At 69.9% G+C, this 25,940-nt stretch carries 17 protein-coding genes and 1 pseudogene; 15 read left to right on the forward strand and 3 right to left on the reverse strand.

Going from position 1 to position 25,940, the window contains the following annotated elements:
* The first annotated feature begins 101 nt into the window (after nucleotides 1-101).
* The 7 genes from ACIP6N_RS00310 to ACIP6N_RS00340 all read left to right on the forward strand — a co-directional run bounded on the left by ACIP6N_RS00310 (nucleotide 102) and on the right by ACIP6N_RS00340 (nucleotide 10,349).
* Nucleotides 102-1,445 carry a DUF4192 domain-containing protein gene (locus ACIP6N_RS00310; RefSeq protein ID WP_401811632.1) on the forward strand — a complete coding sequence of 448 codons (1,344 nt, stop codon included), beginning with the start codon at nucleotides 102-104 and terminating at the stop codon, nucleotides 1,443-1,445.
* Between the two features lie 230 nt (nucleotides 1,446-1,675).
* Nucleotides 1,676-3,604 (forward strand): glycogen debranching N-terminal domain-containing protein, encoded by a 1,929-nt coding sequence (locus ACIP6N_RS00315; RefSeq protein WP_401811634.1) that lies wholly within the window; start codon nucleotides 1,676-1,678, stop codon nucleotides 3,602-3,604.
* 71 nt (nucleotides 3,605-3,675) lie between these two features.
* Nucleotides 3,676-4,440, forward strand: a complete 765-nt coding sequence (locus ACIP6N_RS00320; RefSeq protein WP_401811635.1) for an NUDIX hydrolase — start codon at nucleotides 3,676-3,678, stop codon at nucleotides 4,438-4,440.
* A gap of 133 nt (nucleotides 4,441-4,573) precedes the next feature.
* Nucleotides 4,574-6,415, forward strand: a complete 1,842-nt coding sequence (locus ACIP6N_RS00325; protein WP_401811637.1) for an ATP-binding cassette domain-containing protein — start codon at nucleotides 4,574-4,576, stop codon at nucleotides 6,413-6,415.
* A 169-nt stretch (nucleotides 6,416-6,584) separates the two neighbouring features.
* Nucleotides 6,585-7,472, forward strand: a complete 888-nt coding sequence (locus ACIP6N_RS00330) for a FadR/GntR family transcriptional regulator (protein WP_401811638.1) — start codon at nucleotides 6,585-6,587, stop codon at nucleotides 7,470-7,472.
* Between the two features lie 351 nt (nucleotides 7,473-7,823).
* Nucleotides 7,824-9,371, forward strand: a complete 1,548-nt coding sequence (locus ACIP6N_RS00335; protein WP_401811640.1) for an RNA polymerase sigma factor — start codon at nucleotides 7,824-7,826, stop codon at nucleotides 9,369-9,371.
* A 129-nt stretch (nucleotides 9,372-9,500) separates the two neighbouring features.
* A complete protein-coding gene (locus tag ACIP6N_RS00340) occupies nucleotides 9,501-10,349 on the forward strand; it encodes a S1 family peptidase (RefSeq protein WP_401811641.1) in 849 nt (282 codons plus the stop codon).
* Nucleotides 10,350-10,464: 115 nt separating this feature from the next.
* Here ACIP6N_RS00340 and ACIP6N_RS00345 read toward each other — a convergent pair whose 3' ends face one another.
* Nucleotides 10,465-10,695: a hypothetical protein gene (locus ACIP6N_RS00345; protein ID WP_040025353.1), complete on the reverse strand. Its 231-nt coding sequence runs from the start codon at nucleotides 10,693-10,695 to the stop codon at nucleotides 10,465-10,467.
* A gap of 468 nt (nucleotides 10,696-11,163) precedes the next feature.
* Here ACIP6N_RS00345 and ACIP6N_RS00350 point away from each other — a divergent pair, with 468 nt between their 5' ends.
* The 6 genes from ACIP6N_RS00350 to ACIP6N_RS00375 all read left to right on the forward strand — a co-directional run bounded on the left by ACIP6N_RS00350 (nucleotide 11,164) and on the right by ACIP6N_RS00375 (nucleotide 18,001).
* Nucleotides 11,164-13,290, forward strand: coding sequence for a type IIA DNA topoisomerase subunit B (locus tag ACIP6N_RS00350; RefSeq protein WP_401811642.1), 2,127 nt, complete (start codon nucleotides 11,164-11,166; stop codon nucleotides 13,288-13,290).
* Between the two features lie 154 nt (nucleotides 13,291-13,444).
* Nucleotides 13,445-13,978 carry a DUF1453 domain-containing protein gene (locus tag ACIP6N_RS00355; RefSeq protein ID WP_401811643.1) on the forward strand — a complete coding sequence of 178 codons (534 nt, stop codon included), beginning with the start codon at nucleotides 13,445-13,447 and terminating at the stop codon, nucleotides 13,976-13,978.
* 80 nt (nucleotides 13,979-14,058) lie between these two features.
* Entirely contained in the window at nucleotides 14,059-15,174 is a 1,116-nt protein-coding gene (locus ACIP6N_RS00360; RefSeq protein WP_401811644.1) for a sensor histidine kinase, read from the forward strand.
* Nucleotides 15,171-15,839: a response regulator gene (locus ACIP6N_RS00365; RefSeq protein WP_401811646.1), complete on the forward strand. Its 669-nt coding sequence runs from the start codon at nucleotides 15,171-15,173 to the stop codon at nucleotides 15,837-15,839. The genes ACIP6N_RS00360 and ACIP6N_RS00365 overlap by 4 nt, the downstream gene beginning before the upstream one ends.
* A 57-nt stretch (nucleotides 15,840-15,896) precedes the next feature.
* Nucleotides 15,897-16,412, forward strand: coding sequence for a DUF485 domain-containing protein (locus ACIP6N_RS00370; RefSeq protein WP_401811647.1), 516 nt, complete (start codon nucleotides 15,897-15,899; stop codon nucleotides 16,410-16,412).
* On the forward strand, nucleotides 16,409-18,001 hold the full coding sequence (locus tag ACIP6N_RS00375; protein ID WP_401811649.1) for a cation acetate symporter: 1,593 nt from the start codon (nucleotides 16,409-16,411) through the stop codon (nucleotides 17,999-18,001). Before ACIP6N_RS00370 ends, ACIP6N_RS00375 begins: the two co-directional genes overlap by 4 nt.
* Before the next feature lie 60 nt (nucleotides 18,002-18,061).
* Here ACIP6N_RS00375 and ACIP6N_RS00380 read toward each other — a convergent pair.
* Nucleotides 18,062-18,344 (reverse strand): annotated as a pseudogene (locus ACIP6N_RS00380) (helix-turn-helix domain-containing protein); the annotation flags it as partial.
* 81 nt (nucleotides 18,345-18,425) lie between these two features.
* Nucleotides 18,426-20,111, reverse strand: a complete 1,686-nt coding sequence (locus ACIP6N_RS00385; protein ID WP_401811650.1) for an ATP-binding protein — start codon at nucleotides 20,109-20,111, stop codon at nucleotides 18,426-18,428.
* A 388-nt stretch (nucleotides 20,112-20,499) separates the two neighbouring features.
* Here ACIP6N_RS00385 and ACIP6N_RS00390 point away from each other — a divergent pair, with 388 nt between their 5' ends.
* Both ACIP6N_RS00390 and ACIP6N_RS00395 read left to right on the forward strand, forming a co-directional pair.
* Nucleotides 20,500-24,723 carry a discoidin domain-containing protein gene (locus tag ACIP6N_RS00390; RefSeq protein ID WP_401811652.1) on the forward strand — a complete coding sequence of 1,408 codons (4,224 nt, stop codon included), beginning with the start codon at nucleotides 20,500-20,502 and terminating at the stop codon, nucleotides 24,721-24,723.
* A gap of 120 nt (nucleotides 24,724-24,843) precedes the next feature.
* Nucleotides 24,844-25,884 carry a LacI family DNA-binding transcriptional regulator gene (locus tag ACIP6N_RS00395; RefSeq protein WP_401811653.1) on the forward strand — a complete coding sequence of 347 codons (1,041 nt, stop codon included), beginning with the start codon at nucleotides 24,844-24,846 and terminating at the stop codon, nucleotides 25,882-25,884.
* Nucleotides 25,885-25,940: the final 56 nt, after the last annotated feature.

Raw genomic sequence — 25,940 nt, forward strand, 5'->3', positions numbered from 1 at the left:
CAACCCGATGGTCCGGACAAACCGCGAATGCGGCCGCCGGCCTGTGGATAAAGTTATCCACAGGGGTCGCGGGATCTGGACGTCCGCGGGACGGTCGTGGCATGAACAAGCGCCACGAATCGACCGGATCCACCGACGAGCAGCAGATCACCCTGCGGGGTCCTGCGGAACTCGCAGACGCTTTGCCCTATTTGATGGGTTTCCATCCGACGGACTCGATCGTCCTGGTCGCGCTGCACGGCGTCAGCGGACGCTTCGGCGGACGGCTCAGGCTCGGTATTCCCCGCTCGCCGCAGGAGTGGCAGCCGGTGGCCGAACAATTGGCGCAGTGCCTCGTCGAAGGCAGCGAGCGCCGCGGCGCCCGCCCCGACGGGATCGTCGTCTTCGTCTGCCAGGACCCGGCGGACGGTGAGACCGGCGGCCAGGTGATGGAGCGCCTGCGTCCGCTCGCGCAGCGGCTGCGCACTGCCTGCGGAAGCCTTGACGTGCCGGTGCACGAGGCGCTGTGCATTTCCGGCGGCCGCTACTGGTCCTACTGCTGCCCCGACACCCGGTGCTGTCCGCCGGAGGGCACGGGACTCGCCCTGCCCGGCACCACGGTCATGGCCGCCGCCGCCACCTACGCGGGCATTCAAGTGCGTGGATCACTGCGGGAGATGGAGGCGCGTCTGGAGCCCTCGCGTACTCCGGCCGCTCTGGAACAGGAGCGGGTGCTCGACGAGGCGGGAGCCGACCTCGTGCCCAGGATTCTCCTCGGCGGAAACCGTGAACAGGTCGGCTCGGAGACGCTGGCGATGGCCCGCAGGCTCATGAAGCGGCTCGGGGAGCTGCCGGGCTCCGGCCGCGCGGGGACCGACGCCGACGCCGAGGACGACAAGCTCATCGGTGACAAGGAGGCGGCTGTCGTCATCCTCGGCCTCCAGGACCGGGAGACCAGGGACCGCGCGGCGGAGTGGATGGAAGGACCGTCCGCGCAGCCCGCGCTGCGGCTGTGGCGTGCGCTGGCCCGCCGCTGCGTCGGTTCGTACGCGGAGCATGCGACGGCTCCGCTGACTCTGGCCGGCTGGGTGGCGTGGTCCACGGGTGACGAGCCCGGCGCGCGGGTCGCCCTCGGTCTCGCCCTGCGTCTCGATCCGGATTATGTCTTCGCGCGGCTGCTGCACCAGGCGTGCAACGAGGGGATGGACCCGGAGACGCTGCGTGCGTGTCTGCGCCGGGAGCGCGTCTCGCGCACCGGGGCCGGGACACGGGGACCGGGCAGGCGGACCGCACCCCGCCAGGCCGAACAGCGCCGGGCCGAACAGTGCCGGGCCGAATTCCGTCGGGCGGGTGGGCCGGTGGCGAGGAAGACCACCCCCTCAGGCACCCGGCGCCCCGGTTCCGGGGTCGCACGGGTCCATGGGACGAGGCGCGGCGGACAGCGTGGAAGCAGGACGAGGCGATGACGGCCGTGACCCGGCCGCCCGTGCGGCAGTTCACCTGTGTGGCGGAGTCGTACGAGCCGCGCCGCCGTCGAGAGCGGTGGCTCCTCGGAGCGCACGGAAGGCACAACAGACCACCCATGGCCCTCACTGTCCCTCCCTCAGGAACCGGCGCCGGGCGTATCCCCGCCGCACGCACCGCGTCATCGCGAGACGAGCGGCCCAGGCCCGCGTCACCCGGTGAACTGCCGTCGGTGCACGGGGCGATCGTCTGCGTCGCTCTCCCGTGTCTCACCTTCTCCTCCGGCGACGGCCAGCTCATCGGTGAGGGGCTCGACGGCTTCTACCAGTCGGGCCGCCGGCTGCTGGCGCGCTGCCGGCTGCGCGTCGCGGGACGCGAGCCCGTCGCCTTGCAGGGCAGGCTGGTCGCTTCGGACCGGGCCCGCTTCGTCGCCGTGGTCCGCACCCCGGCAGACCGCGGACCCGACCCGGAGCTCAGCGTGGAGCGGATCCGGGACGCGCAAGGAACCGAACGGATCACTCTGCGCAGCAGCGCCCCCGGGCCCCGCAGGTTTCCGTTGGAGATCACCCTCGGTACCGATCTCGCGGAACTGGCCGCCATCTCGGCGGGCCGTCCCGGGCCCGCCCTGCCGGCGGTCGTCCATGCCGCAGGACTGCGCTGGTCGGCCCCCGACGGCAGGTACGCGACCGTCACCGCGGACCCGGCGCCCACCACCGCGCTGGCCTCGGCGGGACTTCTGCGCTGGGACGTCGAGTTGGGACCGGGCGCGAGCCACACGATCGAGCTGCGGATCCGTTCCGACCGCCCGGTCAGGCCGACGGGGAGGACGGGCGGCGATCCGCTGCCCGAGGCGGCGGCCGAAGGTGACGACTCCAGGGTGCGGCCCTTGTTCGCCGCGAGCGCCGGAGACCTCAGGGCGCTTCTGCGACGCGGACCGGGCGGGCCTGCGGACGTCTACCTCGCGGCCGGTGTCCCCTGGCGCTGCGGGCCGCCCACCGCGGAAGGGCTCTGGGCGGCACGGATGGTTCTGCCGCTCGGTACCCGGCTCGCGGCGGGTACACTCCGCGCGCTCGCCCGCACGCAAGTCGCCGGTTCCGGAGCCGACTTAGGGCTCATCCCCGGGCCCCTGCGGGACGCGGGCCCGCATCTGCCACCGAGTTGCACAGGCATCGAGGCGACCCTCGCCTTTCCGGCGGTTCTCGCGGAGGCACGCCGCTGGGGTCTTCCCGAGCGGGATCTCGCCGAGCTGCTGCCCGCGGCCGAGCGCTGCCTGCGGTGGCTGCGTACCAATGCCGGCGACGGGGGACTGTTGGGGGAGCCGGGGCCAGGGGGACCGCAGCGCGCGGAGACCCAGGCACACGCACACCGCGCGGCGCTGCTCGGCGCCGATCTGCTGGAGGCGTGCGGCCGTCCCGGCGCGGACAGCTGGCGCGAGTGGGCGCACGGCCTGCGCCTGCGGTTCCGGGAGGCCTTCTGGGCCGACGACCGTACCGGCGGTCGTCCCGCCGCCGCCCGTACCTCCGACGGCAGGCTGCTGCCCTACCTGAGCGGCGGCGCGGCTCATCTCCTGGACACCGGTCTGCTGGGCGAGGGGGCGTATGCCCAGGGGCTGCTGGACGGCGTGCGGACCGAGCAGCTGGCCAGACTGCTCGGGGCCCCGGATCTCGATTCGGGCTGGGGGCTGCGCGGCCTGGGCGCGAGGGAACCGGGCCACAACCCGTTCGGCCACCGGGCCGGCGCCGTACGGGTCCATGAGACGGCGGTGGCCGTCACGGGTCTGGCGGTCGCCGGATACGAGAAGGAGGCCGCGTCCCTGCTCGGCGGTGTGCTGGACGCGGCGGAGTCCTTCGGCCACCGGCTGCCCGAGATGTACGCGGGGAAGCAGCGCACCGCGGGCGGTGTCCCCGTGCCGCACCCGGCCGCGTGCCGTCCGGCGGCCGTGGCCGCCGCCGCGGGCGTCCACCTGCTCGCGGTGCTCGCCGGCGTCCGCCCGGACGCACCCGGGGGAACGGTCGCCCTGCGCCCGTTCCGGGCCGCCCCACTCGGAGCCGTACGGCTCTCCGGGCTCCGTGTCGCGGAACAGCCCTTCGCCGTACGCGTCAGCAGGATGGGTCTCGGCATGGTGGAGGAAGCGGCCGCAGGGCTGCGGCTGGGGACATGAGACAGGAAGAAGCAGACACGGCAGTTGCCGGAACGAGTGATTATCGTCAGGCAGACGACTATGATCACGGCATGTCGCCCTACGACCCGTCAGCCTTTCCGCCCTTCGCTGTCTCGGTCGACCTGGTCGTGCTCACCGTGCGCCGCCACGCACTCTGCGCGCTCGTCGTCCGGCGCGGGGAGACGCCGTTCCAGGGCCGCTGGGCACTGCCCGGCGGTTTCGTCAGGGCCGACGAGGACCTTGCCACCGCGGCGGCGCGTGAGCTTTCCGAGGAGACCGGACTCTGCGCGCACGACCCGCTGTCCCCCGCGCCCGGGAACGCCGCGCATCTCGAACAGCTGGCGACGTACGGGGATCCCGGGCGCGATCCGCGGATGCGGGTGGTCAGTGTGGCCCATCTCGCGCTCTCGCCCGACCTGCCCGCGCCCCGCGCGGGTGGTGACGCCAACAGCGCCCGCTGGGCGACTGTCGAAGCGCTGCTCAGCCAGGAGAGTGGTTTCGCCCGTGAGGAGGAGCAGCCCGCTCAGCTCGCCTTCGACCACGCGCGGATCCTCGCGGACGGGGTGGAGCGCGCCCGCTCCAAGATCGAATACTCCTCACTCGCCACGGCCTTCTGCCCGTCGGAATTCACCGTCGGCGAGCTGCGCAGGGTGTACGAGGCGGTGTGGGGGGTCGCCCTCGATCCCCGTAATTTCCACCGCAAGGTGACGGGCACTCCGGGGTTCCTGGTCCCGGCCGGAGGTACCACCACACGGCAGGGCGGCAGGCCCGCCCAGCTGTTCCGGGCCGGTGGCGCGACCGTGCTCAATCCGCCGATGCTGCGCCCGGAGATCTGACGCCCGGGGTGCGGAGCGAGCGGACCGTCTGACACCCGCACAGTTCGTCCTGCGCCGCAAGTCGGACATATCGCGTTATCTTGCTGGAGTAATCACTCTGCCGCAGCGGTCTCACCTTTCCGCGAGAGAAGCGATGCTCCAGGCCATCGGACTGACCAGCAACCCCCGCCGAGACCTCCCGCCCGCCGTGGACGATCTGACCTTCGAGGCCAGGACCGGCTGCGTCACGGCGCTTCTCGGCGCCCCCGGAGCGGGCAAGACGACCGCGCTCAGGCTGATGCTCGAACTCGAACGAGGCCGTGGAATCACCTACTTCCGCGGCCGCCCGCTCCACCGCATCGCCCACCCGGCCCATGAGATCGGGGTCCTGCTCGGTGATGTGCCAGGACACCCCGGCCGGACGGCCGGGGGACAGCTCCGGATGCTCTGCGCCGCTGCCGGCGTGCCCGCCGCGCGCGCCGGCGAACTGCTCGACATCGTCGGTCTCGGCGCGCTCCGCGGTGAACGTCTGGGAACACTCTCCGTCGGCATGGACCGCAGGCTCGGGCTCGCCTCCGCACTGCTGGGCGACCCGCACACGCTGGTGCTCGACGCGCCTTCCCGGGGCCTCTCGCCCCGCGAGAGCGCCTGGATGCACGGGCTGCTGCGGACCCACGCCGAGCACGGCGGAGCCGTCCTGTACACGACCAGCGACCCCAAGGAGGCCGCCCGCACCGCCGACCGGGTCGTCACCATCGACAGGGGGCGCCTGATCGCCGACCAGGACGTCGCCTCCTTCGCCCGCACCAGACTGCGTCCCCGCGTCGCGGTCAGGACCCCCCACGCGGCCCGCCTCGCCGACGCGTTGCAGCGGGAGGCCAGGGCGGAGCGCCGCTCGGTCGAAGTGGTCGCGGAGGGGGGCAGCCGCATCTCCGTGTACGGCAGCAACTGCGCGGAGATCGGCGAGACCGCCTTCCGGCACGGCGTCCTCGTCCATCAGCTCGCCGACGAGACCGGCGACGCGGGCCCCGTCCCCGTACCTGTGACCGCCCCTGTCCCTGCCGTACCTGCCGTCGCTTCCGTTGCTTCCATGTCTTCCGTTGGCTCAGCCCCTGCCTCCGGTTCCGGCTCCACCGCCGTGCTCGTGCCCGCGCCGGCTCGCGCCGTGGCTCCGGGCGCCGGCAGTCCCGGGCCGATCCCGCCGCCGCGCCCGGCGCGCCCGGCCCGCAGTCCGCTCAGGCCGGTGCGTTACGAACTCCGCCGCATGCTGGGCGTCAGGACCGCGCTCCTGATCGTGCTTGCCGTCCTCATCGCCTCTGTGGCCCTCGCCGTGCCGCTTGCCCGCACCGGGCACACCCCGCTGCCCGATCTGCTCGCGGCCTGGCCGGACTTTCTGCCCCTGCCGCCCGCCGCCCTCGGAGCGGGGCTGATCGGCGCGCTCTCGTTCGGTGACGAGTTCAGGCATCCGGCCCTCGCCGGTGCGCGCGGCACCGTCCCGCGCCGTCTCGGTCTGCTTCTTGCCAAGCTCGCCGTCACGGCGGGTACGGCGCTGCTGCTGGCGCTCCTTGTGCCGGCGGCCGACGCCGGAGTGCTGCGGCTCGTGTACGGCGCCGCGGCCGTTCCCGTGCCGGACAACTGGTCCGCGCTCGGTGCCGGTTGGGCCGGGTTCGCGGTGGGATGCGCCTGGGCGGGACTGCTGGGCGCCGGAGTCTTCCGGGTCACGGCCGCCGGAGTGGCCGCGGTCATCGCGGTGCCCGTCCTGGTCGTTCCGCTCGTCCAGCGGGTGCTCGCGGGGCCGTCCGCGCGTTCGATCGTCGGACTTCCGGCCAGGCTGCGCGAGCTCGCGTGGCTGGAATGGCCGCACCGGGCCGACCACTGGCTGATCGCCACGGCCCGGCTGGCCGCCCAACCGGTCGCGGCAGCGCTGACGTTGTCACTCTCGGCCTTGCTCTGCGCATATCTGGTCACCGGCCTTCGGCGGAGGGCCCGTTGGTGACCGAGGAACGACCGAAGCAGGTCCTGCTGTCCGTAACTCCCCTGATAAAGCCCGCTTCTTTCCGATAAGGAGTCAAAGGCGTCAATCGAAGGGCAGGCGCCGATCACCCTTTCGTGTGCTTTTCACCAAAGACCTCAAGGGTGATGGAAGCAACGCCGACAAATGATGCGTGAGTACCCTTGCGCACACCATGATGACCGCCGCCCGTTCCGCCGAGTCCGGCCTCGCCGGCCCGGGTGAAATCGACCGCTACCCCTTCGCGGAGGCGCCCGGCGCCGACCGCGGGTCTGCCCCCGTGTGGGACAGCCCTGACGCCGATCTGGGCCGGATGGGCCGGCGTTCCGCGGGCAGCCGCGGCCGCGGGCTGCACGGCCAGCTCGTTCAGCAGCTCGGCCAGATGATCGTCTCCGGTGACCTGGGTGCCGACCGGCCGCTCGTACCTGAGGAGATCGGCCAGCGTTTCGAGGTCTCCCGCACGGTGGTGCGGGAGTCCCTGCGCGTTCTTGAGGCCAAGGGCCTCGTGAGCGCCCGCCCCAATGTCGGTACCCGAGTCCGTCCGGTCAGTGACTGGAACCTCCTGGACCCGGACATCATTGAATGGCGGGCGTTCGGACCGCTGCGTGACGATCAGCGCCGCGAGCTGAGCGAGCTGCGCTGGACGATCGAGCCGCTCGCCGCGCGGCTGGCGGCCGGCCACGGCCGGGAGGACGTCCAGCAGCGGCTTTCCGACATGGTGGAGATTATGGGCCATGCCCTCACACAGAGTGATTCGATCACCTTCGCGCGGGCGGACGCCGAATTCCACAGCCTGCTGATCCAGCTCGCGGGCAACCGCATGCTCGAACACCTCTCGGGCATCGTCTCCTCGGCTCTCCAGGTTTCCGGTGCCCCCATCACCGGCTGCGACCGGCCGACCGACGCCTCGCTCGGCCATCACGGGCGGATCGTCACCGCCCTCGCTTCGGGCGACGGGAACGCCGCGGAATCGGCCATGCGCCAGCTGCTGACGGTTCACCCGGAAGTGGAGCGGGTCGTGCCCGCGCCGCGCGAGCACTGAGTGCGGAGCACTGCCCGTGGGCCGGGGCGTACGGGGATGTGCGCATCGTGTCGCCGGACCTGGGGTCCGGCGGCATGATTGTGGGGGTTGAGTCCCCCTATGGCTCGCTTGTCGCAAATGGGGTGTGACTCGGGCCACGTGGATTGGGCGTAACACTCCTCGAGGCAGTGCGATGACTTAAGAGGTGATACCCGAGGAGGGAACGGGAATACGACCGCTGAGGGCGGCGCTGTATTCCACCTCCGAGGTACCAGCCCGCGCCGTCGGTGACATCCCCAGCCGGCGGACGTCGGCTCCGGCCCGATCCTGGGCGGGGCCGGAAGCCGTTTCCATCGTTCCGAGAGGTTGTTCGTGTCGGCCAGCACATCCCGTACGCTCCCGCCGGAGATCGCCGAGTCCGAGTCTGTGATGGCGCTCATCGAGCGGGGAAAGGCTGATGGGCAGATCGCCGGCGATGACGTGCGTCGGGCCTTCGACGCTGACCAGATTCCGCCAACCCAGTGGAAGAATGTTCTGCGCAGCCTCAACCAGATCCTCGAGGAAGAGGGTGTGACGCTGATGGTCAGTGCAGCGGAGTCGCCGAAGCGCACCCGCAAGAGCGTCGCAGCGAAGAGCCCGGTCAAGCGCACCGCCACCAAGACTGTCGCAGCCAAGACGACCACGACGAAGACTGTCGCGGCCGCCACAGCGACTCCGGCGGAAGCCGGTGACGCGTCGGCCGACGAGGCCTACGCCCCCGCCAGGAAGGCCGCGGCGAAGAAGACCGTGGCCAAGAAGGCGACTGTCAAGAAGACCGCGGTCAAGAAAACGACCGCCAAGAAGACCGCCGCCAAGAAGGACGCCGACGAGCTCGCCGATGGCGAAGAGGCGACCGAGGAAGTCCAGGCCGGCAAGGTCGAGGAGGAGGAAGGCGAAGGCGAGAACAAGGGCTTCGTCCTCTCCGACGACGACGAGGACGACGCGCCTGCCCAGCAGGTCGCCGTCGCCGGCGCCACGGCCGACCCGGTCAAGGACTACCTGAAGCAGATCGGCAAGGTCCCGCTCCTCAACGCCGAGCAGGAGGTCGAGCTGGCCAAGCGCATCGAGGCCGGCCTCTTCGCCGAGGACAAGCTGGCCAACGCCGACAAGCTCGCGCCGAAGCTCAAGCGCGAGCTGGAGATCATCGCCGAGGACGGGCGCCGCGCCAAGAACCACCTGCTTGAGGCGAACCTCAGGCTCGTGGTCTCGCTGGCCAAGCGCTACACCGGTCGCGGCATGCTCTTCCTGGACCTGATCCAGGAGGGCAACCTCGGCCTCATCCGCGCGGTCGAGAAGTTCGACTACACCAAGGGCTACAAGTTCTCCACGTACGCCACCTGGTGGATCCGTCAGGCGATCACCCGCGCCATGGCCGACCAGGCCCGCACCATCCGTATCCCGGTGCACATGGTCGAGGTCATCAACAAGCTCGCGCGCGTGCAGCGCCAGATGCTCCAGGACCTAGGCCGTGAGCCCACCCCGGAGGAGCTGGCCAAGGAACTCGACATGACCCCCGAGAAGGTCATCGAGGTCCAGAAGTACGGCCGTGAGCCGATCTCGCTGCACACCCCGCTGGGCGAGGACGGTGACAGCGAGTTCGGTGACCTCATCGAGGACTCCGAGGCCGTCGTTCCGGCCGACGCCGTGAGCTTCACGCTCCTCCAGGAGCAGTTGCACTCGGTGCTCGACACCCTCTCCGAGCGTGAGGCGGGCGTGGTCTCCATGCGCTTCGGTCTCACCGACGGCCAGCCCAAGACGCTGGACGAGATCGGCAAGGTCTACGGCGTGACGCGTGAGCGCATCCGTCAGATCGAGTCGAAGACCATGTCGAAGCTGCGCCACCCGTCGCGTTCGCAGGTTCTGCGCGACTATCTGGACTAAGTCCTCTGTACGCGTGAGGGCCCGGATTCCGTTGAGGAATCCGGGCCCTCACGCGTTTTCGCGATGCGGCTCACGTCCTGTTGGGTAACGCTGAGTGGATCAGTTCGCACCGGAGAGTCAGGAGACCGTATGCGCCACTCCCTTGCCCGCGTACTCACAGGAGGGCTGGCCCTGATCGGCACGGGGGTCGCGCTGCCACTTGCCTCGTCCGTGCCCGCGGCGGCCGACAGCGTCGTCATCGGGGGCGGCCCCGCTCACATCGCGGACAGTCCGTGGGTCGTGGCGCTGTCCAGCCGTGACCGGTTCGGCACCGCCCGCGCGGGCCAGTTCTGCGGCGGCGCGGTCGTGGCGCCGACCAAGGTGCTGACCGCCGCTCACTGCGTGAGCAAGGACGTTCTCGGCGGCTCGGAGAACCATGTGGGCGACCTCAAGGTGATCGCGGGCCGCGACGGGCTGCGCGGGACGGACGGGAAAGAGGTCGCCGTACGGTCCTACAAGGTGGACCCGGCGTACGACCCCCGCACCAACGCGTCGGACCTGGCCGTACTGACCCTGTCCGAGGCGCTTCCCGCGAATTACGCGCTCGAGCCGGCGCAGTCGGGTGATGACGCCTCCGCTCCCGGCACCCCGGCCGAGGTCTTCGGCTGGGGTGACACGACGGGTAACGCCTCCTACGCGTACGCGCTCCGCTCCGCGCCTGTGACGGTCCTGGCCGACTCGGAGTGCGCACGGGCGTATCCCGGTGGGCCAGGGGGCCGCTACGACGCCTCCACGATGCTCTGTGCGGGCGATCCGCGCGGTGGGCACGATGCGTGCCAGGGAGACAGCGGCGGGCCGCTGGTGGCCCGTGGACGGCTCATCGGGCTGGTGTCCTGGGGCAGCGGCTGCGGACAGGCCCAGAGTCCCGGGGTCTACACCCGCGTCACCGCGGGACAGGCGCTGGTCGCCGAGGCGGTCGGCTCGGCCGCCGGGCGCTGACGCCGGTCACCCCGCGCCTGCCACGACGTGAGAACGGGCGGCCACCCTGGGTTGCAGGGGGGTCGCCCGTCGGCAGGTCCAGGACCGGCCCTTGGCTCGTCGTGGATGCGAGGTGTCAGTGTTCCTCTTCACCGCCGCCGGCCGGTACGGCCGTCAGTCGGTCGGTCTCATCCTGTATTTCCGCGGCGATCTTCTTGAGTTCCGGCTCGAACTTGCGTCCGTGGTGGGCGCAGAAGAGCAGTTCACCACCGCTGGACAGGACGACGCGCAGGTAAGCCTGTGCGCCGCAGCGGTCGCAGCGGTCAGCCGCCGTCAGCGGGCTTGCGGGGGTCAGAACAGTAGTCACGTCGCCTCTTCTCTAGCTCGACGAGCTGTCGTACCAGGGTCAACATCCAACCAGGCCGAAAACGTTCCCGCTCTCGGCATTTCGTCGAAACTTCTTTCCGATCCGGCTGGCTGCGGACGATTGGCGGCGAATGAGCCGTATTGCTTAGCTTTACGGATTTCGCGTTGCTTGGCAGTCGCTGGTCAGTCGTTTTGGCAGTCGTTCGCTCGGGGGTGCCCTCCCGGCCGGCTTGCCGGTTTGTTGATGAGGACGTGCCCGGAGCCTAAATGGTTCATGCCTGGAAGGGAACGTGACGTGTGCTTCACTCCATCGAGCGATCGAACACCTATGCGAGGTTGGACTAGCATGAGTTTGGGTGAGGGTGGCGTGACAACGGCTCTACCAGGCCTCTGTACCCTCTGACCGGTGACAGACGCCGGGGCCTTACCCCAAAAGGCCACATCTCAAATTCAGCGAGGAGCGAACCGCGTGACCGCCGAGACGTCCGTGCCGTCCACTGCGCTGCTGACCGCAGACCGTGACGACTCCAACTACACCGCGCGGCACCTGCTCGTCCTTGAGGGGCTCGAAGCGGTCCGCAAGCGCCCCGGTATGTACATCGGGTCCACGGACAGCCGCGGCCTGATGCACTGCCTCTGGGAAATCATCGACAACTCGGTCGACGAGGCCCTGGGAGGCTACTGCGACCACATCGACGTGATTCTCCACGAGGACGGCTCCGTCGAGGTCAAGGACAACGGCCGGGGCATCCCGGTCGACGTCGAGCCGAAGACCGGGCTCTCCGGCGTCGAGGTCGTGATGACCAAGCTGCACGCGGGCGGAAAGTTCGGCGGCGGCTCGTACGCCGCTTCGGGCGGTCTGCACGGTGTGGGTGCCTCCGTGGTCAACGCCCTCTCCGCCCGGCTGGACGTCGAGGTGGACCGCAACAGCGCCACGCACGCGATCAGCTTCCGGCGCGGGGTCCCCGGCATGTTCACGGAGCAGGGCCCCGACAGCCCCTTCGACCCGGCGAACGGGCTGCTCAAGGGCAAGCGTGTGCCCAAGACCCGTACCGGTACGCGCGTGCGCTACTGGGCCGACCGGCAGATCTTCCTCAAGGACGCCAAGCTTTCCCTGGAGCACCTCCACCAGCGTGCCCGTCAGACGGCCTTCCTCGTCCCCGGGCTCACGATCGTCGTCAGGGACGAGCGTGCCGAGGGGGAGAACGAGGGCAACGGCACGATCGAGGAGACATTTCACTTCGACGGCGGCATCAGCGAGTTCTGCGAGTACCTGGCACAGGACAAGGCCGTCTCCGACGTGCTGCGGCTGACCGGGCAGGGTTCCTTCAAGGAGACCGTGCCGGTGCTGGACGACCGGGGGCACATGACGGCCACCGAAGTCACCCGCGAGCTGGGTGTCGACATCGCTCTGCGCTGGGGGACCGGCTACGACTCGACCATCAGGTCGTACGTGAACATCATCGCCACCCCCAAGGGCGGCACGCATGTGAGCGGCTTCGAGCGGTCGCTGACCAAGACGGTCAACGAAGTGCTGCGCTCGGCCAAGATGCTGCGCGTCGCCGAGGACGACATCGTCAAGGACGACGCCCTGGAAGGTCTCACCGCCGTGGTGACCGTGCGGCTCGCCGAGCCGCAGTTCGAGGGGCAGACGAAGGAGATCCTCGGCACGTCGGCGGCCAGCCGCATCGTGTCGAACGTCGTCGCCAAGGAGCTCAAGGAGTTCCTCACGTCGACGAAGCGCGATGCCAAGGCGCAGGCACGATCGGTCCTGGAGAAGGCCGTCGCCGCCGCCCGTACCCGCATCGCGGCCCGGCAGCACAAGGAGGCGCAGCGCAGGAAGACCGCGCTGGAGTCGTCCTCGCTGCCGGCCAAGCTCGCCGACTGCCGCAGCGACGACGTGGAGCGCAGCGAGCTGTTCATCGTGGAGGGCGACTCCGCGCTCGGCACGGCCAAGCTCGCCAGGAACAGTGAGTTCCAGGCGCTGCTGCCGATCCGGGGGAAGATCCTCAACGTTCAGAAGGCCTCCGTCTCGGACATGCTGAAGAACGCCGAGTGCGGCGCGATCATCCAGGTCATAGGGGCGGGCTCGGGCCGGACGTTCGACATCGACGCGGCCCGTTACGGCAAGATCGTGCTGCTCGTCGACGCCGATGTCGACGGCGCGCACATCCGCATCCTGCTGCTCACGCTCTTCCAGCGCTACATGCGGCCGATGGTGGAGGCGGGGCGGGTCTTCGCCGCGGTGCCTCCGCTGCACAGGATCGAGCTGGTGCAGCCCAAGAAGGGCCAGGACAAGTACGTCTACACGTACTCGGACAACGAGCTGCGGAAGACCCTGCTGGAGTTCGGGCGCAAGAACATCCGGATCAAGGACTCCATCCAGCGCTACAAGGGCCTCGGTGAGATGGATGCCGACCAGCTGGCCGAGACCACGATGGACCCGCGCCACCGCACGCTGCGGAGGATCAACATCGGGGACCTGGAATCGTCCGAGCAGATCTTCGACCTGCTGATGGGCAACGAGGTGGCACCGCGTAAGGAGTTCATCACCAGCTCGGCGGCGACCCTGGACCGCTCGCGCATCGACGCGTGATCGACAGGTAGGGCCGGGCGCCGGCCACTCTGCCCTCCACCCACGGGTGGAGGGCAGATCTCCACCTCCGATCAACCTCTGCTCCGATCCGCTGACCTGGCGTTTCTCCGTACTGTCACAGGCGTTGAACTTCTTCGCCCCTCGGAGGCACGCCTTGTCCTCGATTCTCAGTACTCTCCTGATCCTCGCCGTCGTGGTGCTCGTGCTGGTACGGCAGTTCAGGCCCCAGCGGCTCACCGGCGGGGGACACAAGTGGCTGGTCATGCCCGCGGTTCTCGTTGCCGTCGCCTTCAGCCAGCCGGGCGGTTTCCTCGACGCGGACGCCCGTGCGCTGTCGCTCCTGTTGCTCGGCGCGGGGCTGGTGACCGGTCTCCTCATGGCGATGGGCTGGGCCTGGAGCAGCCGCATATGGACCGAGCCAGACGGCTCGACCTGGGCCGGCGCCACGAAGTTGAGCGTGCTGTTCTGGCTCGGCGGCTTCGTGGTGCGGCTCGGGCTGATGGGCCTCGGCTCGCTGATGGGCGTCCACCAGGGGAGCGGAGTCCTGCTGCTCACGCTCGCGGTCTTCCTGCTGGTTCGCAGGGGCCTGCTCCGGCGTCGGGCGGGATCGGGAGGCGTCAGGCCGTTCGCCGGCGAGCGGCCGTACGGTGGGAGCGTGGCAGCCGCGCAGGGGAAGGACCGTGTGTGATCCCGCGAGGTTCTGACAAGGCGATTCCGGACGTTCTGACGCGATGGCCCTCGCGGGAGGCTCTTTCCCGCGCCGGCCGCGTGAGCGCGCGGCGCCGGCTGGCCCGGTTCAGCAGGTTCGCGGCTCTGGGCGCGGTGCTCTGGGCCAGCTTCCAGGACCACCCGGTGTCCCCCTGGGGTGCGCTCGCGTTCGCCGCGGGTGCGTTGGCGGGTGCCTACTGCGCGCGGGCCTTCTACCGCAACACCCTGCGGCACGACCTGTGGCCCTCGCTCGGGCTGCTGGGCCTGCTGACAGCCGGAGCCCTCGGCGCCCACCTGGCCGGGTTCGCGACCCTGGCGGGTTTCCTCTGGTGCGGCTGCGCGATCGTCGGTCTCCAACGGCTGCCGCTGGCCGCGGCATTGCCCAGCGCCGCCGTCGCCCTCGGCGCGTACGCGCTGGCCAATCAAGCCGCATGGCTGATCACCACGATCTCGGTCGCGGGCCTCGCGCTCATCGGATATGTCCTGCGGCTGGATGCCGAGTCGCGGGGCAGCGCGCACCGGCTGCTGGCCCAGGAACGGGCCGCGCACGCGGCGGAGGCAGAGTCGGCGGCGCTCGCGGAGCGCGCCAGGATCGCCCGTGACATACACGACGTGCTGGCCCACAGCCTCTCCGCGCAGCTCGTCCATCTGGAGGCGGCGCGGTTGCGGATCGAGCGGGAGCCGCAGGGAGAGTTCCGCGACCAGGTACTCGAACGGGTGGTGGCGGCCCGCTCCATGGCACGCGAGGGACTAGCGGAGACCCGTCAGGCGCTCTCCGCGCTGCGCGGGGAGATGGCACCCCTCGGGGACTACCTCCGCGAGCTGGCCGCGGCCGACGGCGCGGAGGTCGAGGTCGTGGGGCAGCCGCGCGCCCTGCCGGCCGAGGCCTCACAGGCGGTGCGCCGCGTGGGCCAGGAGGCTCTGACCAACGTGCGCAAGCACGCCCGGGGGGCCGGGGTGCGGATCCGGCTCATGTACGGGCCGGACCAGGTGACGCTGGAGGTGCGGGATTCGGGCGGTGAGGACGCGGTCTCGGCCGGGCTCGGCGGATCGGGTTCCGGGTACGGTCTGCTCGGAATGCGGGAGCGGGCCGAGCTGCTCGGCGGCACGCTGGAAGCCGGCCCCGCGGGACCCGACGAAAGAGGTTTCACCGTGCGCCTGCGAGTACCCGCGTGACGGCCAGAGTGATCGTCGCCGACGACCAGGCCGTGGTGCGCGAGGGCATCGTGATGCTGCTCGGGCTGCTGTCCGGCATCGAGGTCGTCGGAGCGGCGAGGGACGGCGAGGAGGCGGTCGCGCTCGTCGGTGAACTCGCCCCCGACGTCGTCCTGATGGATCTGCGGATGCCGCGCGTCGACGGTGTCGAGGCGACCCGCCGGATCCGCGCCGCACACCCGGCGACCCAGGTCGTGGTGCTCACGACGTACGCGGACGACGACTCGCTGTTCGCCGCACTCCAGGCCGGCGCCCGCGGCTATCTGACCAAGGACGCGGGAGGCGACGAGATCGTCCGGGCCGTCAAGGACGTGCTGGCGGGACAGGCCGGGCTCGCGCCCTCCGTGCAGCGCCGCCTGCTGGAGCGGGTCACCGCGCCGCCGGAGCGCGCCGTCCCCGCCGAGCTGCCCGACGGGCTCACCGCCCGCGAGGCCGAGGTGCTGACGCTGGTCGCCGAAGGGCTCTCCAACAAGGAGATCGCGGCGCGGCTGCACATCGGGGCGGCCACGGTGAAGACCCACATCAACAACCTTTTCGCCAAGACCGGCGTGCGTGACCGCGCACAGGCCGTGCGATACGCGTACCAGCAGGGCCTTACCCCACCACCTGGGGCTGGTGTCACCTGATGGGGTGAAGTCACGGAGAGAGGAGTCGGCGAGCTTCCCGCTCCGCACATCCTTGGGATGCGGCCGAAATGGCCCGCTGACAAGGAGAGTTCACCGGTGGAGAAGCAGGAAGGGCGCGAGACCGCAGCGGTGCGGCTCGACGACCCGTGGTACGACGCGCTGGCCGACGGCTGGGGCGAGCTGGACGGCGCGGGCGCGCCCATGGTGCCGGCTCCGGACAGGACCGGGGCTCCGGGCACGAGCCCCAGCACCGCCGACATCTACCTGGAAGTACAGCGCAGCGCCGCTTTCCGACGAGTCCGCAGCCGCTACCGGCGGTTCGTCGTCCCGGCTTCTCTGGCCTTCTTCGTCTGGTACTTCGCGTACGTCGTGGCGGCCACCGCGGCACCCGGGCTGATGGCGAGGCCGGTGGCGGGCGCGGTGAACGTGGCGATGGTGGCGGGTCTCGGCCAGTTCCTCTCGACTTTCCTGCTGACCTGGGCGTACGTCCGTCACGCCCGGCTGCGCAGGGACCGCGCGGCCCTCGAACTGCGCTGGGACACACAGGAGATGACGCGAGGGACCGAACGGTGAACGGTGACCACCAGACCCTGGCGCTGCTGCTGTTCAGCGCGTTCGTCGCGGTCACGCTCGGCATCACCACCTGGGTGGGCCGGGGCAGGCAGGGCTCCGCCGAGGAGTTCTACACGGGCAGCCGTCTTTTCTCACCGGTGGAGAACGGATTCGCCATCGCGGGCGACTACATGTCCGCGGCCTCGTTCCTCGGCATCTCGGGGCTCATCGCCCTCTTCGGGTACGACGGCGTGCTCTACTCCGTCGGCTTTCTCGTCGCCTGGCTGGTCGTGCTCTTCCTCGTGGCCGAACTGGTCCGCAACTGCGGCCGGTTCACTCTCGCCGACGTGGTCGCGGCGAGGATGGGCGAACGTCCCGTCAGGGTCGCGGCCGGTATCTCGTCCGTCACCGTCTCCGTGCTCTACCTGGTGGCGCAGATGGTCGGGGCGGGCAGTCTGGTCGCGCTGCTGCTCGGCGGTACGGGCGCGGCGGCCCGCACCTGGACCGTCATCGGTGTGGGCGCGCTGATGGTCGTCTACGTCTCGCTGGGCGGGATGCGGGCCACCACCTGGATCCAGATCGTCAAAGCGGTCCTGCTGCTGGCGGGCGCGGTCGCGCTCACCGTTCTCGTCCTCGTGCGGTTCCACGGCGATGTCAACGATCTGCTGAACAGCGCGGTCGCGCACAGCGGTCACGGCAAGGAATTCCTGTCGCCGGGGCTCGCGTACGGCGGTGACTGGACGGCGCGCTTCGACTTCATCAGCCTCGGTCTCGCCCTGGTGCTGGGCACCGCCGGGCTGCCGCACATCCTGTCCCGCTTCTACACGGTGCCGACCGCGCGGGCCGCCCGCCGCTCGGTCGTCTGGGCCATCGGACTCATCGGCGGCTTCTACCTGATGACCATCGTGCTCGGCTTCGGAGCGGCGGCGCTGGTCGGATCCGACACCGTACGCACCTCGAACGCGGCGGGGAACACGGCCGTTCCGCTGCTCGCCCTCGACCTCGGCGGCGGCGCGGGCTCGACCGGCGGGACCGTGCTCCTGGCGGTCGTCGCGGCGATCGCCTTCGCGACGATCCTCGCCGTCGTCGCCGGCATCACGCTCGCCTCCTCGGCGTCCGTCGCCCACGATCTCTGGGCCTCGTTCGCCCGTTACCGCGTCAAACAGCGCGGCGAGGTCGCCGTGGCCAGGGTGGCGGCGGCCGGGATCGGCGTGGTCGCCATCGGGCTCAGCCTGCTGGCCCAGGAGCTGAATGTCGCGTTCCTGGTCGGCCTCGCGTTCGCGGTCGCCGCGTCCGCGAATCTGCCGGTGCTCCTGTACTCGCTCTTCTGGCGGAACTTCACCACCCGAGGCGCGGTCTGGTCCGTGTACGGGGGGCTGGTTCCGGCCATCGTGCTGGTCGCGCTCTCGCCCGTCGTCTCCGGTGCCCCCGACGCGATGTTCCCCGGGGCCGACTTCCAGGTCTTCCCGCTCCAGAACCCGGGAGTCGTCTCGATCCCCCTGGGCTTCCTGGCCGGCTGGATCGGTACGGTCCTCTCGCCCGAGCCACCGGACGCGGCCAAGCACGCGGAGATCGAAGTCCGCTCGCTGACCGGCGCGGGGGCGGCCTGAGCGGCCGGGAGCGGGCAACCGGTGGCCGGTTCGACCGGCTGCCGGTCAGGTTCGGCCGGTTCAGGGGCGCCCGCTCGCCGTCCACGCGTAGCGGTGTTCCGGGCGTATCGTCCCGCTGTACCGGAGGCTGAGCCGTACCCGCCCGGTGCGTTCGAGCGGTTTGGTACAGCGCCTCGCGGTCTGCCTGCTCATCCCCGCCGGCTCCGCGATCTCCCGTGCGGACAGCGGTCCTTCGGCACTGAGCAGCACCTGCCTCACCACCGTCCTCCAGGGTGCGGCGCAGTGTCGCGTACGCCGCCAGCCTGGTCTGCGGACCGGCGAGGCCGAACGGGTCGACCAGGTACCCGGAAGCCCGCTGCTTTCGGCACATGGGCCGTATTGATCCGGGCGCCCCTGACGTCGTCGTCCACGACCAGTACGTCGATCATCGTGCCTCTCCTGCCGCGGCGTGACCTGCCGCAGAAGGGCCTGCCTGAGCGAGTTCTCCCGGCGCCGCCTCTGACAGCGCCTCCGGCAGCACGACGGTGAATTCCGCGCCGCCCTCCGCCGACGCGCCGACCCGTACGCTGCCACCCTGCCGCTCCGCGAGTCTGCGGACCAGAGCGAGTCCGAGCCCGCGTCGGCCGTGTGCGGGCGGCTTCTTGGTCGACCAGCCCTCCGAGAAGACCAGTTCACGCCGGTCCACCGGAACGCCGGGCCCGCTGTCGGAGATCCGCAGGACGACCGTGCGTCCCTCGGCGCGCAGCTCCACCTCGATGCGCGGATCCGCCGAACCCGCCGCAGCGTCCAGCGCGTTGTCGACGAGATTGCCGACGATGGTGACCAGGCCCTGCGGATCCGCCAGCCTGTCGGGCAGCAGGCTGTCGGGCGAGAGCCGCAGGGCGACGCCGCGCTCCGCCGCGACCGTGGCCTTGCCGACCAGCAGCGCGGCGGGCAGCGGATCGTGGACACGGTCGGTGATCTGCTCGGCGGTGGCCCGGTGCACCCCGACGACCTCGGTGACGAACTCCACCGCCTCCTCGTGCATCTCCAGCTCCAGCAGTCCCAGCAACGTGTGCAGCCGGTTGGCGTGTTCGTGGTCCTGGGCGCGCAGCGCGTCGATCAGCCCGCGGGTGGCGTCCAGCTCCCGTCCCAGCCGCTCCAGCTCCGTGCGGTCGCGGAGGGTGGCGACGGCGCCGCCGTCCTCGGTCGGCATCCGGTTGGCGACCAGCACCCGGCTGCCCCGTACGGTCAGCAGGTCCTCGCCGGCCACCCGGCCCGCGAGCACATCGGTCGTACGTCCGGCGCCGAGGACCCGGTCGAGCGGCAGCCCGGAGGCTTCGGGGCCGAGCCCGAGCAGCCGTTGGGCCTCGTCGTTCATCAGCCGTATCCGGCCGTCCGCGTCCAGGGCGACGACGCCTTCACGCAGGCTGTGCAGCATGGCCTCACGCTCCGCGAGCAGCGCGGAGATGTCGGAGAACGCCAGGTCGTGGGTCTGCCGCTGGAGCCGTCTGGAGATCAGATACGCGGCGAGTGCCCCGGCGGCCAGCGCGCCGCCCGCGTAGGCGAGCAGCCCGGGGATCGCCGCGAGCAGCCGTTCGTGCACGCTGTCGTACGCGATGCCCACCGATACGGCGCCGACGACGGCGCCCGTACGGTCCCGCAGCGGGACTTTGCCGCGGGCCGAGCGGCCGAGCGTGCCGCTGTCTATTTCCATGACGTGCTCGCCCGCGAGGGCCTCTCTGGGGTCGGTCGAGACGATCCGGCCGATCTCCGCGGTGTCGGTGTGGGACCAGCGGACCCCGCGTCTGTCCATGACCACCACATATTCGGCCCCGGTGGCCCGTCGGATGCGTTCGGCCTCGGCCTGCACCGGGCCTTCGCGCACCGGCCGCGAGCCGACGAGGGCGCCGGCCACCTCGGGGGAGGCGGCGGTCTCGGCGATCGCCAGCGCGCGGTGCATCGCCTCGTTGTCGAGCTGTGCGCTGAGAGGCGCCAGGAAAAGGCCGGTGGCGAGCACCGTGACGCCGGTCGCGACGGCCAGCTGCGTCAGCAACACCTGCGAGAACACACGCCGTGGCCGGCCGAACCGTCTGCGTACAGCCGCGTCGGAGGGAGCTCCAGCACTCATGCGTACGAACGGTAGAGGCTGGGTCGGGTTTCCGGAATTTTCAAAATCGCGCAAATATTTTGCGGGATATGCGAACTGCTTGCGGCTTCGACGTGTCGACCAGAAACCTTCTGACACAGACCTGTTGAGCGTGGGCTGCTGACGGGTCGACGATGATCCGGTCGATCCGTTTCTGTCAGAGTTGTGGACGGCTTCGCATTTCTCTGCAACTCTCTGACCGCAAAACGCAAAAGACTCCGCTCCTCAGTGCACAAACGTATGCCGCACCGGCATGCACTCAGAGCCGCGCCCTCGCCGCCTCAGCGCCGAGGCCGAAGATCGGGGATCCATGAGATCGCTACGCTGGAGATGGCGGGCCCTCGCGGCCGTCACTACCACCAGTCTTTTGATGATCGGCGTGCCGTCGCTCACCGCGGCCGCGGCCGGCGGTCCCAACGTCGCAGCGGGGCGGACCGCGGCGACGAACGCCCACGCAGCCGACGCCAGGAAGGTCACTGACGGGAACCAGTCGACCTACTGGGAGGGCAACGGCAAGAAGTCGGGGCAGTGGGTCCAGTCGGACCTCGGCGCGAGCAAGCGCGTCGACCAGGTGACGCTGAAGCTCCCCGCGGGATGGAAGAGCAGGAAGCAGACCCTGTCCCTGCAGGGCAGCGCCGACGGCACGAGTTTCGAGACGCTGAAGTCCTCCGCCACGTACACCTTCAGCGAAGGCGCGGGCAACAAGGTCACCATCGCCTTCCCGGCCACCAAGGCGCGCTACGTGCGGGCCGACTTCACGGCCAACTCGGCGGGCAAGAAGGCCCAGCTGTCCGAGCTGGAGGTGCGCACCGCCGCCGCGGCCTCGGTCAACCTCGCGCTCGGCAGGACGCTCACGTCGAGCAGCTTCACCGACGTGTACCCGGCCTCCAAGGCCAACGACGGCAACAAGGCCACCTACTGGGAGAGCAACAACAACGCCTTCCCGCAGTGGATCCAGGCCGACCTCGGCTCGTCCGTGGCCGTCAACAGCGTCGTGCTGAAGCTCCCCGACGGCTGGGGCGCCAGGGACCAGACCCTGAAGATCCAGGGGTCCACGAACAACTCCACCTTCACCGATGTGACGGCGTCGAAGGCGTACACCTTCGACCCCGCCTCGGGCAACACGGTGACCATCACCTTCAACAACACCACCACGCGGTACGTACGCGCGCTGGTCACGGCCAACACCGGCCAGCCGGGCGCGCAGCTCTCCGAGTTCGAGATCTACGGACCCACGACCGGTGACACCCAGGCACCGACCGCTCCGACCCAGCTGACCTACACGGAACCCGTCACCGGTCAGATAGCGCTGGCCTGGCGGCCCTCGACCGACGACACAGGCGTCACGGGCTACGACATCTACGCCAACAACGTGCTGCGCAGCAGCGTCGCCGGCAATGTCACCAGCTTCACCGACACCCAGCCGACCAGCGCCACCGTCACGTACTACGTACGGGCCAAGGACGCGGCGGGCAACGTCTCGGGCAACAGCAACAGCGTCACGCGCACCGGCGACACCGGTGACACCACCGCGCCCACCGTCCCCGGGAACCTCGCCTACACCGAGCCCACCTCCGGTCAGATCAAGCTGACCTGGAGCGCGTCCACGGACAACAAGGGCGTCACGGGCTACGACATCTACGCCAACAACGTGCTGCGCGGCAGCGTCGCGGGCACCGTACTGACGTACACGGACACCCAGTCCGCGGGCACCACCGTCTCGTACTACGTACGGGCCAAGGACGCGGCGGGCAACGTCTCGGGCAACAGCAACACGGTGACCAGAAACGGCAGTTCGGGATCGTCGTCCAATCTGGCCGTCGGCAAGCCGGTCACCGCGTCCTCCTCGGTCTTCACCTTCGTCGCGGAGAACGCCGTCGACAACAACACGGCCACCTACTGGGAGGGCGCGGGCGGCAGCTACCCCAACACCCTCACGGTGAAGCTCGGCGCCAACGCCGACACCGACAGCGTGGTGGTCAAGCTCAACCCGGACAGCAGCTGGGGGGCCCGCACCCAGAACATCCAGGTGCTCGGCCGCGAGCAGAGTGCCACCGGTTTCACGTCCCTCGTCGCGGCCAAGGACTACGCCTTCAGCCCGGCCACCGGCAACTCGGTGACCATTCCGGTCAGCGCGCGCGTCGCCGACGTCCAGCTGAAGTTCAACTCCAACACCGGTTCCGGCGCGGGCCAGGTCGCGGAGTTCCAGGTACTCGGGAACGCGGCTCCCAACCCGGACCTCCAGGTCACCGCCGTGAGCGCGTCCCCGGCCGCGCCCGTCGAGTCCGACTCGATCACCCTGTCGGCGACCGTACGCAACGGCGGTTCGGCAGCCGCCCCCGCCAGCACGGTCGAATTCCGTCTCGCGGGCACCAAGGTGGGCACCGCGAACGTGGGCGCCCTGGCCGCCGGAGCCTCCACGACCGTCACCGCCAATATCGGCGCGCACGACGCCGGTACGTACGAACTCAGCGCAGTCGCCGACCCGGCCAACACGGTCATCGAGCAGAACGAGACCAACAACACCTTCGTCAGCTCCACCGCCCTGGTGGTGAAGCCGGTCTCCAGCTCGGACCTGGTCGCGGCCAGTGTCGCCACATCGCCGTCCTCTCCCTCGGCCGGTAACACCGTCACCTTCTCGGTGGCGATCAAGAACCAGGGCACGGTCGCCTCGGCCTCCGGAGCCCACGGCATCACGCTGACGCTGCTGGACGGCAACGGCGCCACGGTCAAGACCCTCACGGGTACCTACAACGGCGCCATCGCCGCGGGTGCCACCTCGGGGACCGTGGGGCTCGGCACCTGGACCGCCGTCAACGGCTCGTACACCGTCAAGGTGGTCCTCGCTGACGACGCCAACGAGGTACCGGTCAAGCGCGCGAACAACACCTCCACGCAGCCCCTCTTCGTCGGCCGTGGCGCCAACATGCCGTACGACATGTACGAGGCCGAGGACGGCGTGACGGGCGGCGGCGCGAAGGTGATCGGTCCGAACAGGACCGTGGGCGACCTCGCGGGCGAGGCGTCGGGCCGCAAGGCCGTCACGCTCAACGACACGGGCAACTATGTCGAGTTCACCACCCGCGCCAGCACCAACACGCTGGTGACCCGGTTCTCCATCCCGGACTCCGCGGGCGGCGGCGGCACGACCTCGAACCTGAACATCTACGTCGACGGCACCTTCCTCAAGGCGATCGACCTCACGTCGAAGTACGCGTGGCTGTACGGCGACGAGACAGGGCCCGGCAACTCACCCGGCTCCGGCGGTCCCCGTCACATCTACGACGAGGCCAACGTCATGCTGGGCAAGACCGTCCCGGCGGGCAGCAAGATCAGGCTCCAGAAGGACGCGGCCAACACCTCCACGTACGCGATCGACTTCATCAACACGGAGCTGGCCACGCAGGTGCCCAACCCGGACGCGGCCACCTACGCGGTGCCGGCCGGATTCGCGCAGCAGGACGTGCAGAACGCCATCGACAAGGTCCGGATGGACACGACGGGCAAGCTGGTCGGTGTCTACCTGCCGGCCGGCGACTACCAGACGTCCAGCAAGTTCCAGGTGTACGGAAAGGCTGTGAAGGTCGTCGGCGCGGGCCCCTGGTTCACCAGGTTCCACGCACCGGACACGCAGGAGAACACCGATGTGGGCTTCCGGGTGGAAGCCGCGGCGGCGGGTTCGTCCTTCACGAACTTCTCGTACTTCGGCAACTACACGTCGCGCATCGACGGCCCCGGCAAGGTCTTCGACCTGTCGAACGTCACCGACATCACGATCGACAACATCTGGAACGAGCACACGGTCTGCCTCTACTGGGGCGCCAACGCCGACCGCATCACGATCAGCAACTCGCGGATCCGTGACACGTTCGCCGACGGCATCAACATGACCAACGGCTCCACGGACAACCACGTCGTCAACAACGACGCGCGGGCCACCGGTGACGACAGCTTCGCGCTGTTCTCGGCGATCGACGCCGGCGGCGCGGACATGTACAACAACGTCTACGAGAACCTGACGGCGACGCTGACCTGGCGTGCCGCGGGCATCGCCGTATACGGCGGTTACAAGAACACCTTCCGCAACCTCCTGGTCGCGGACACCCTGGTCTACGCGGGCATCACGGTCAGCTCGCTGGACTTCGGATACGCGATGAACGGCTTCGGCACGGATCCGACGACGATCGAGAACGCGTCGGTCGTCAGAGCCGGCGGCCACTTCTGGGGCTCGCAGACCTTCCCGGGCATCTGGCTGTTCTCCGCCTCCAAGGTGTTCCAGGGGATCCGGATCAACAACGTCGACATCGTCGATCCGACCTACAGCGGGATCATGTTCCAGACCAACTACGTAGGAGGCCAGCCGCAGTTCCCGATCAAGGACACGATCCTGACCAACATCTCGATCTCCGGCGCCAAGAAGAGCGGCGACGCGTACGACGCCAAGTCCGGCTTCGGGCTCTGGGCGAACGAACTGCCGGAGGCGGGGCAGGGTCCCGCGGTCGGTGAGGTCACCTTCAACGGTCTGAAGCTCAGCAACAACGCTCAGGACGTGAAGAACACCACCTCCACCATGAAGATCAACATCAACCCGTAGCAGCCGCCCGGCGGCGCCGGGGTGCGGTACCGACCGGAGGGATCCGGCCGGTACCGCACCCGTCGCGGTTGTTACGCGGCTGAGCAAGTAGCTTGCATCGCTTGCGATAGTCTTGCGTGTATGACGCGACGACTTGCTCAAGTGGCTAAGAAGGTTGGGGTCAGCGAGGCCACGGTCAGCCGGGTGCTCAACGGCAAGCCAGGGGTCTCGCAGGCCACCAGGCAGTCCGTGCTGACCGCGCTGGACGTACTCGGCTACGAGCGGCCCACCCAGCTCCGCGGGGAGCGTGCCCGGCTCGTGGGCCTGGTGCTGCCGGAGCTGCAGAATCCCATCTTCCCGGCGTTCGCCGAGGTGATCGGTGGCGCGCTGGCCCAGCAGGGCCTGACTCCCGTGCTCTGTACGCAGACCAAGGGCGGGGTCTCCGAGGCGGACTACGTGGAGCTGCTGCTCCAGCAGCAGGTGTCCGGAGTGGTCTTCGCGGGCGGGCTGTTCGCGCAGGCGGACGCGCCGCACGACCACTACAGGCAGCTCGCGGAGCGGAAGATCCCGGTGGTGCTGATCAACGCGCCGATCGAGAATCTGGACTTCCCCTGCATCTCCTGCGACGACGCCGTCGCGGTCGAGCAGGCCTGGCGTCACCTGGCATCGCTCGGCCACGAGCGCATCGGTCTGGTGCTCGGCCCGTCCGACCACGTGCCCTCGCGACGGAAGCTCGCGGCGGCGCTGGCGACCGCGAAGGCGGCCGGGGCGAAGCTCCCCGAGGAATGCGTCGAGCGGTCGATGTTCTCTCTGGAGGGCGGCCAGGCGGCCGCCTCACGGCTGCTGGACCGCGGTGTCACGGGCATCATCTGCGCGAGCGACCCGCTGGCCCTGGGGGCCGTACGGGCGGCCCGCAGGCGCGGCCTGGACGTGCCGCGCGAGGTGTCGGTCGTGGGCTTCGACGACTCCGCGTTCATGAATTGCACCGAGCCGCCGCTGACCACCGTCCGCCAGCCCATCGAGGCCATGGGGCGGGCCGCCGTCGAGCTGCTGACGGCCCAGATCCAGGGCGGCGCCGTACCGCCAGGCGAGCTGCTGTTCGAGCCCGAGCTGGTCGTACGCGGCTCCACGGCGCAGGCGCCCAGGCCCGCGCCGCGGGCCGGGGCCGGTGCGCGCGACTGACTGTCGCACATTTCCGTAAGGCACACGAAATATTTCGGTAATCTCTCCTCGGGTGC

Source organism: Streptomyces sp. NPDC088725, assembly GCF_044751305.1.
GTDB lineage: Bacteria > Actinomycetota > Actinomycetes > Streptomycetales > Streptomycetaceae > Streptomyces.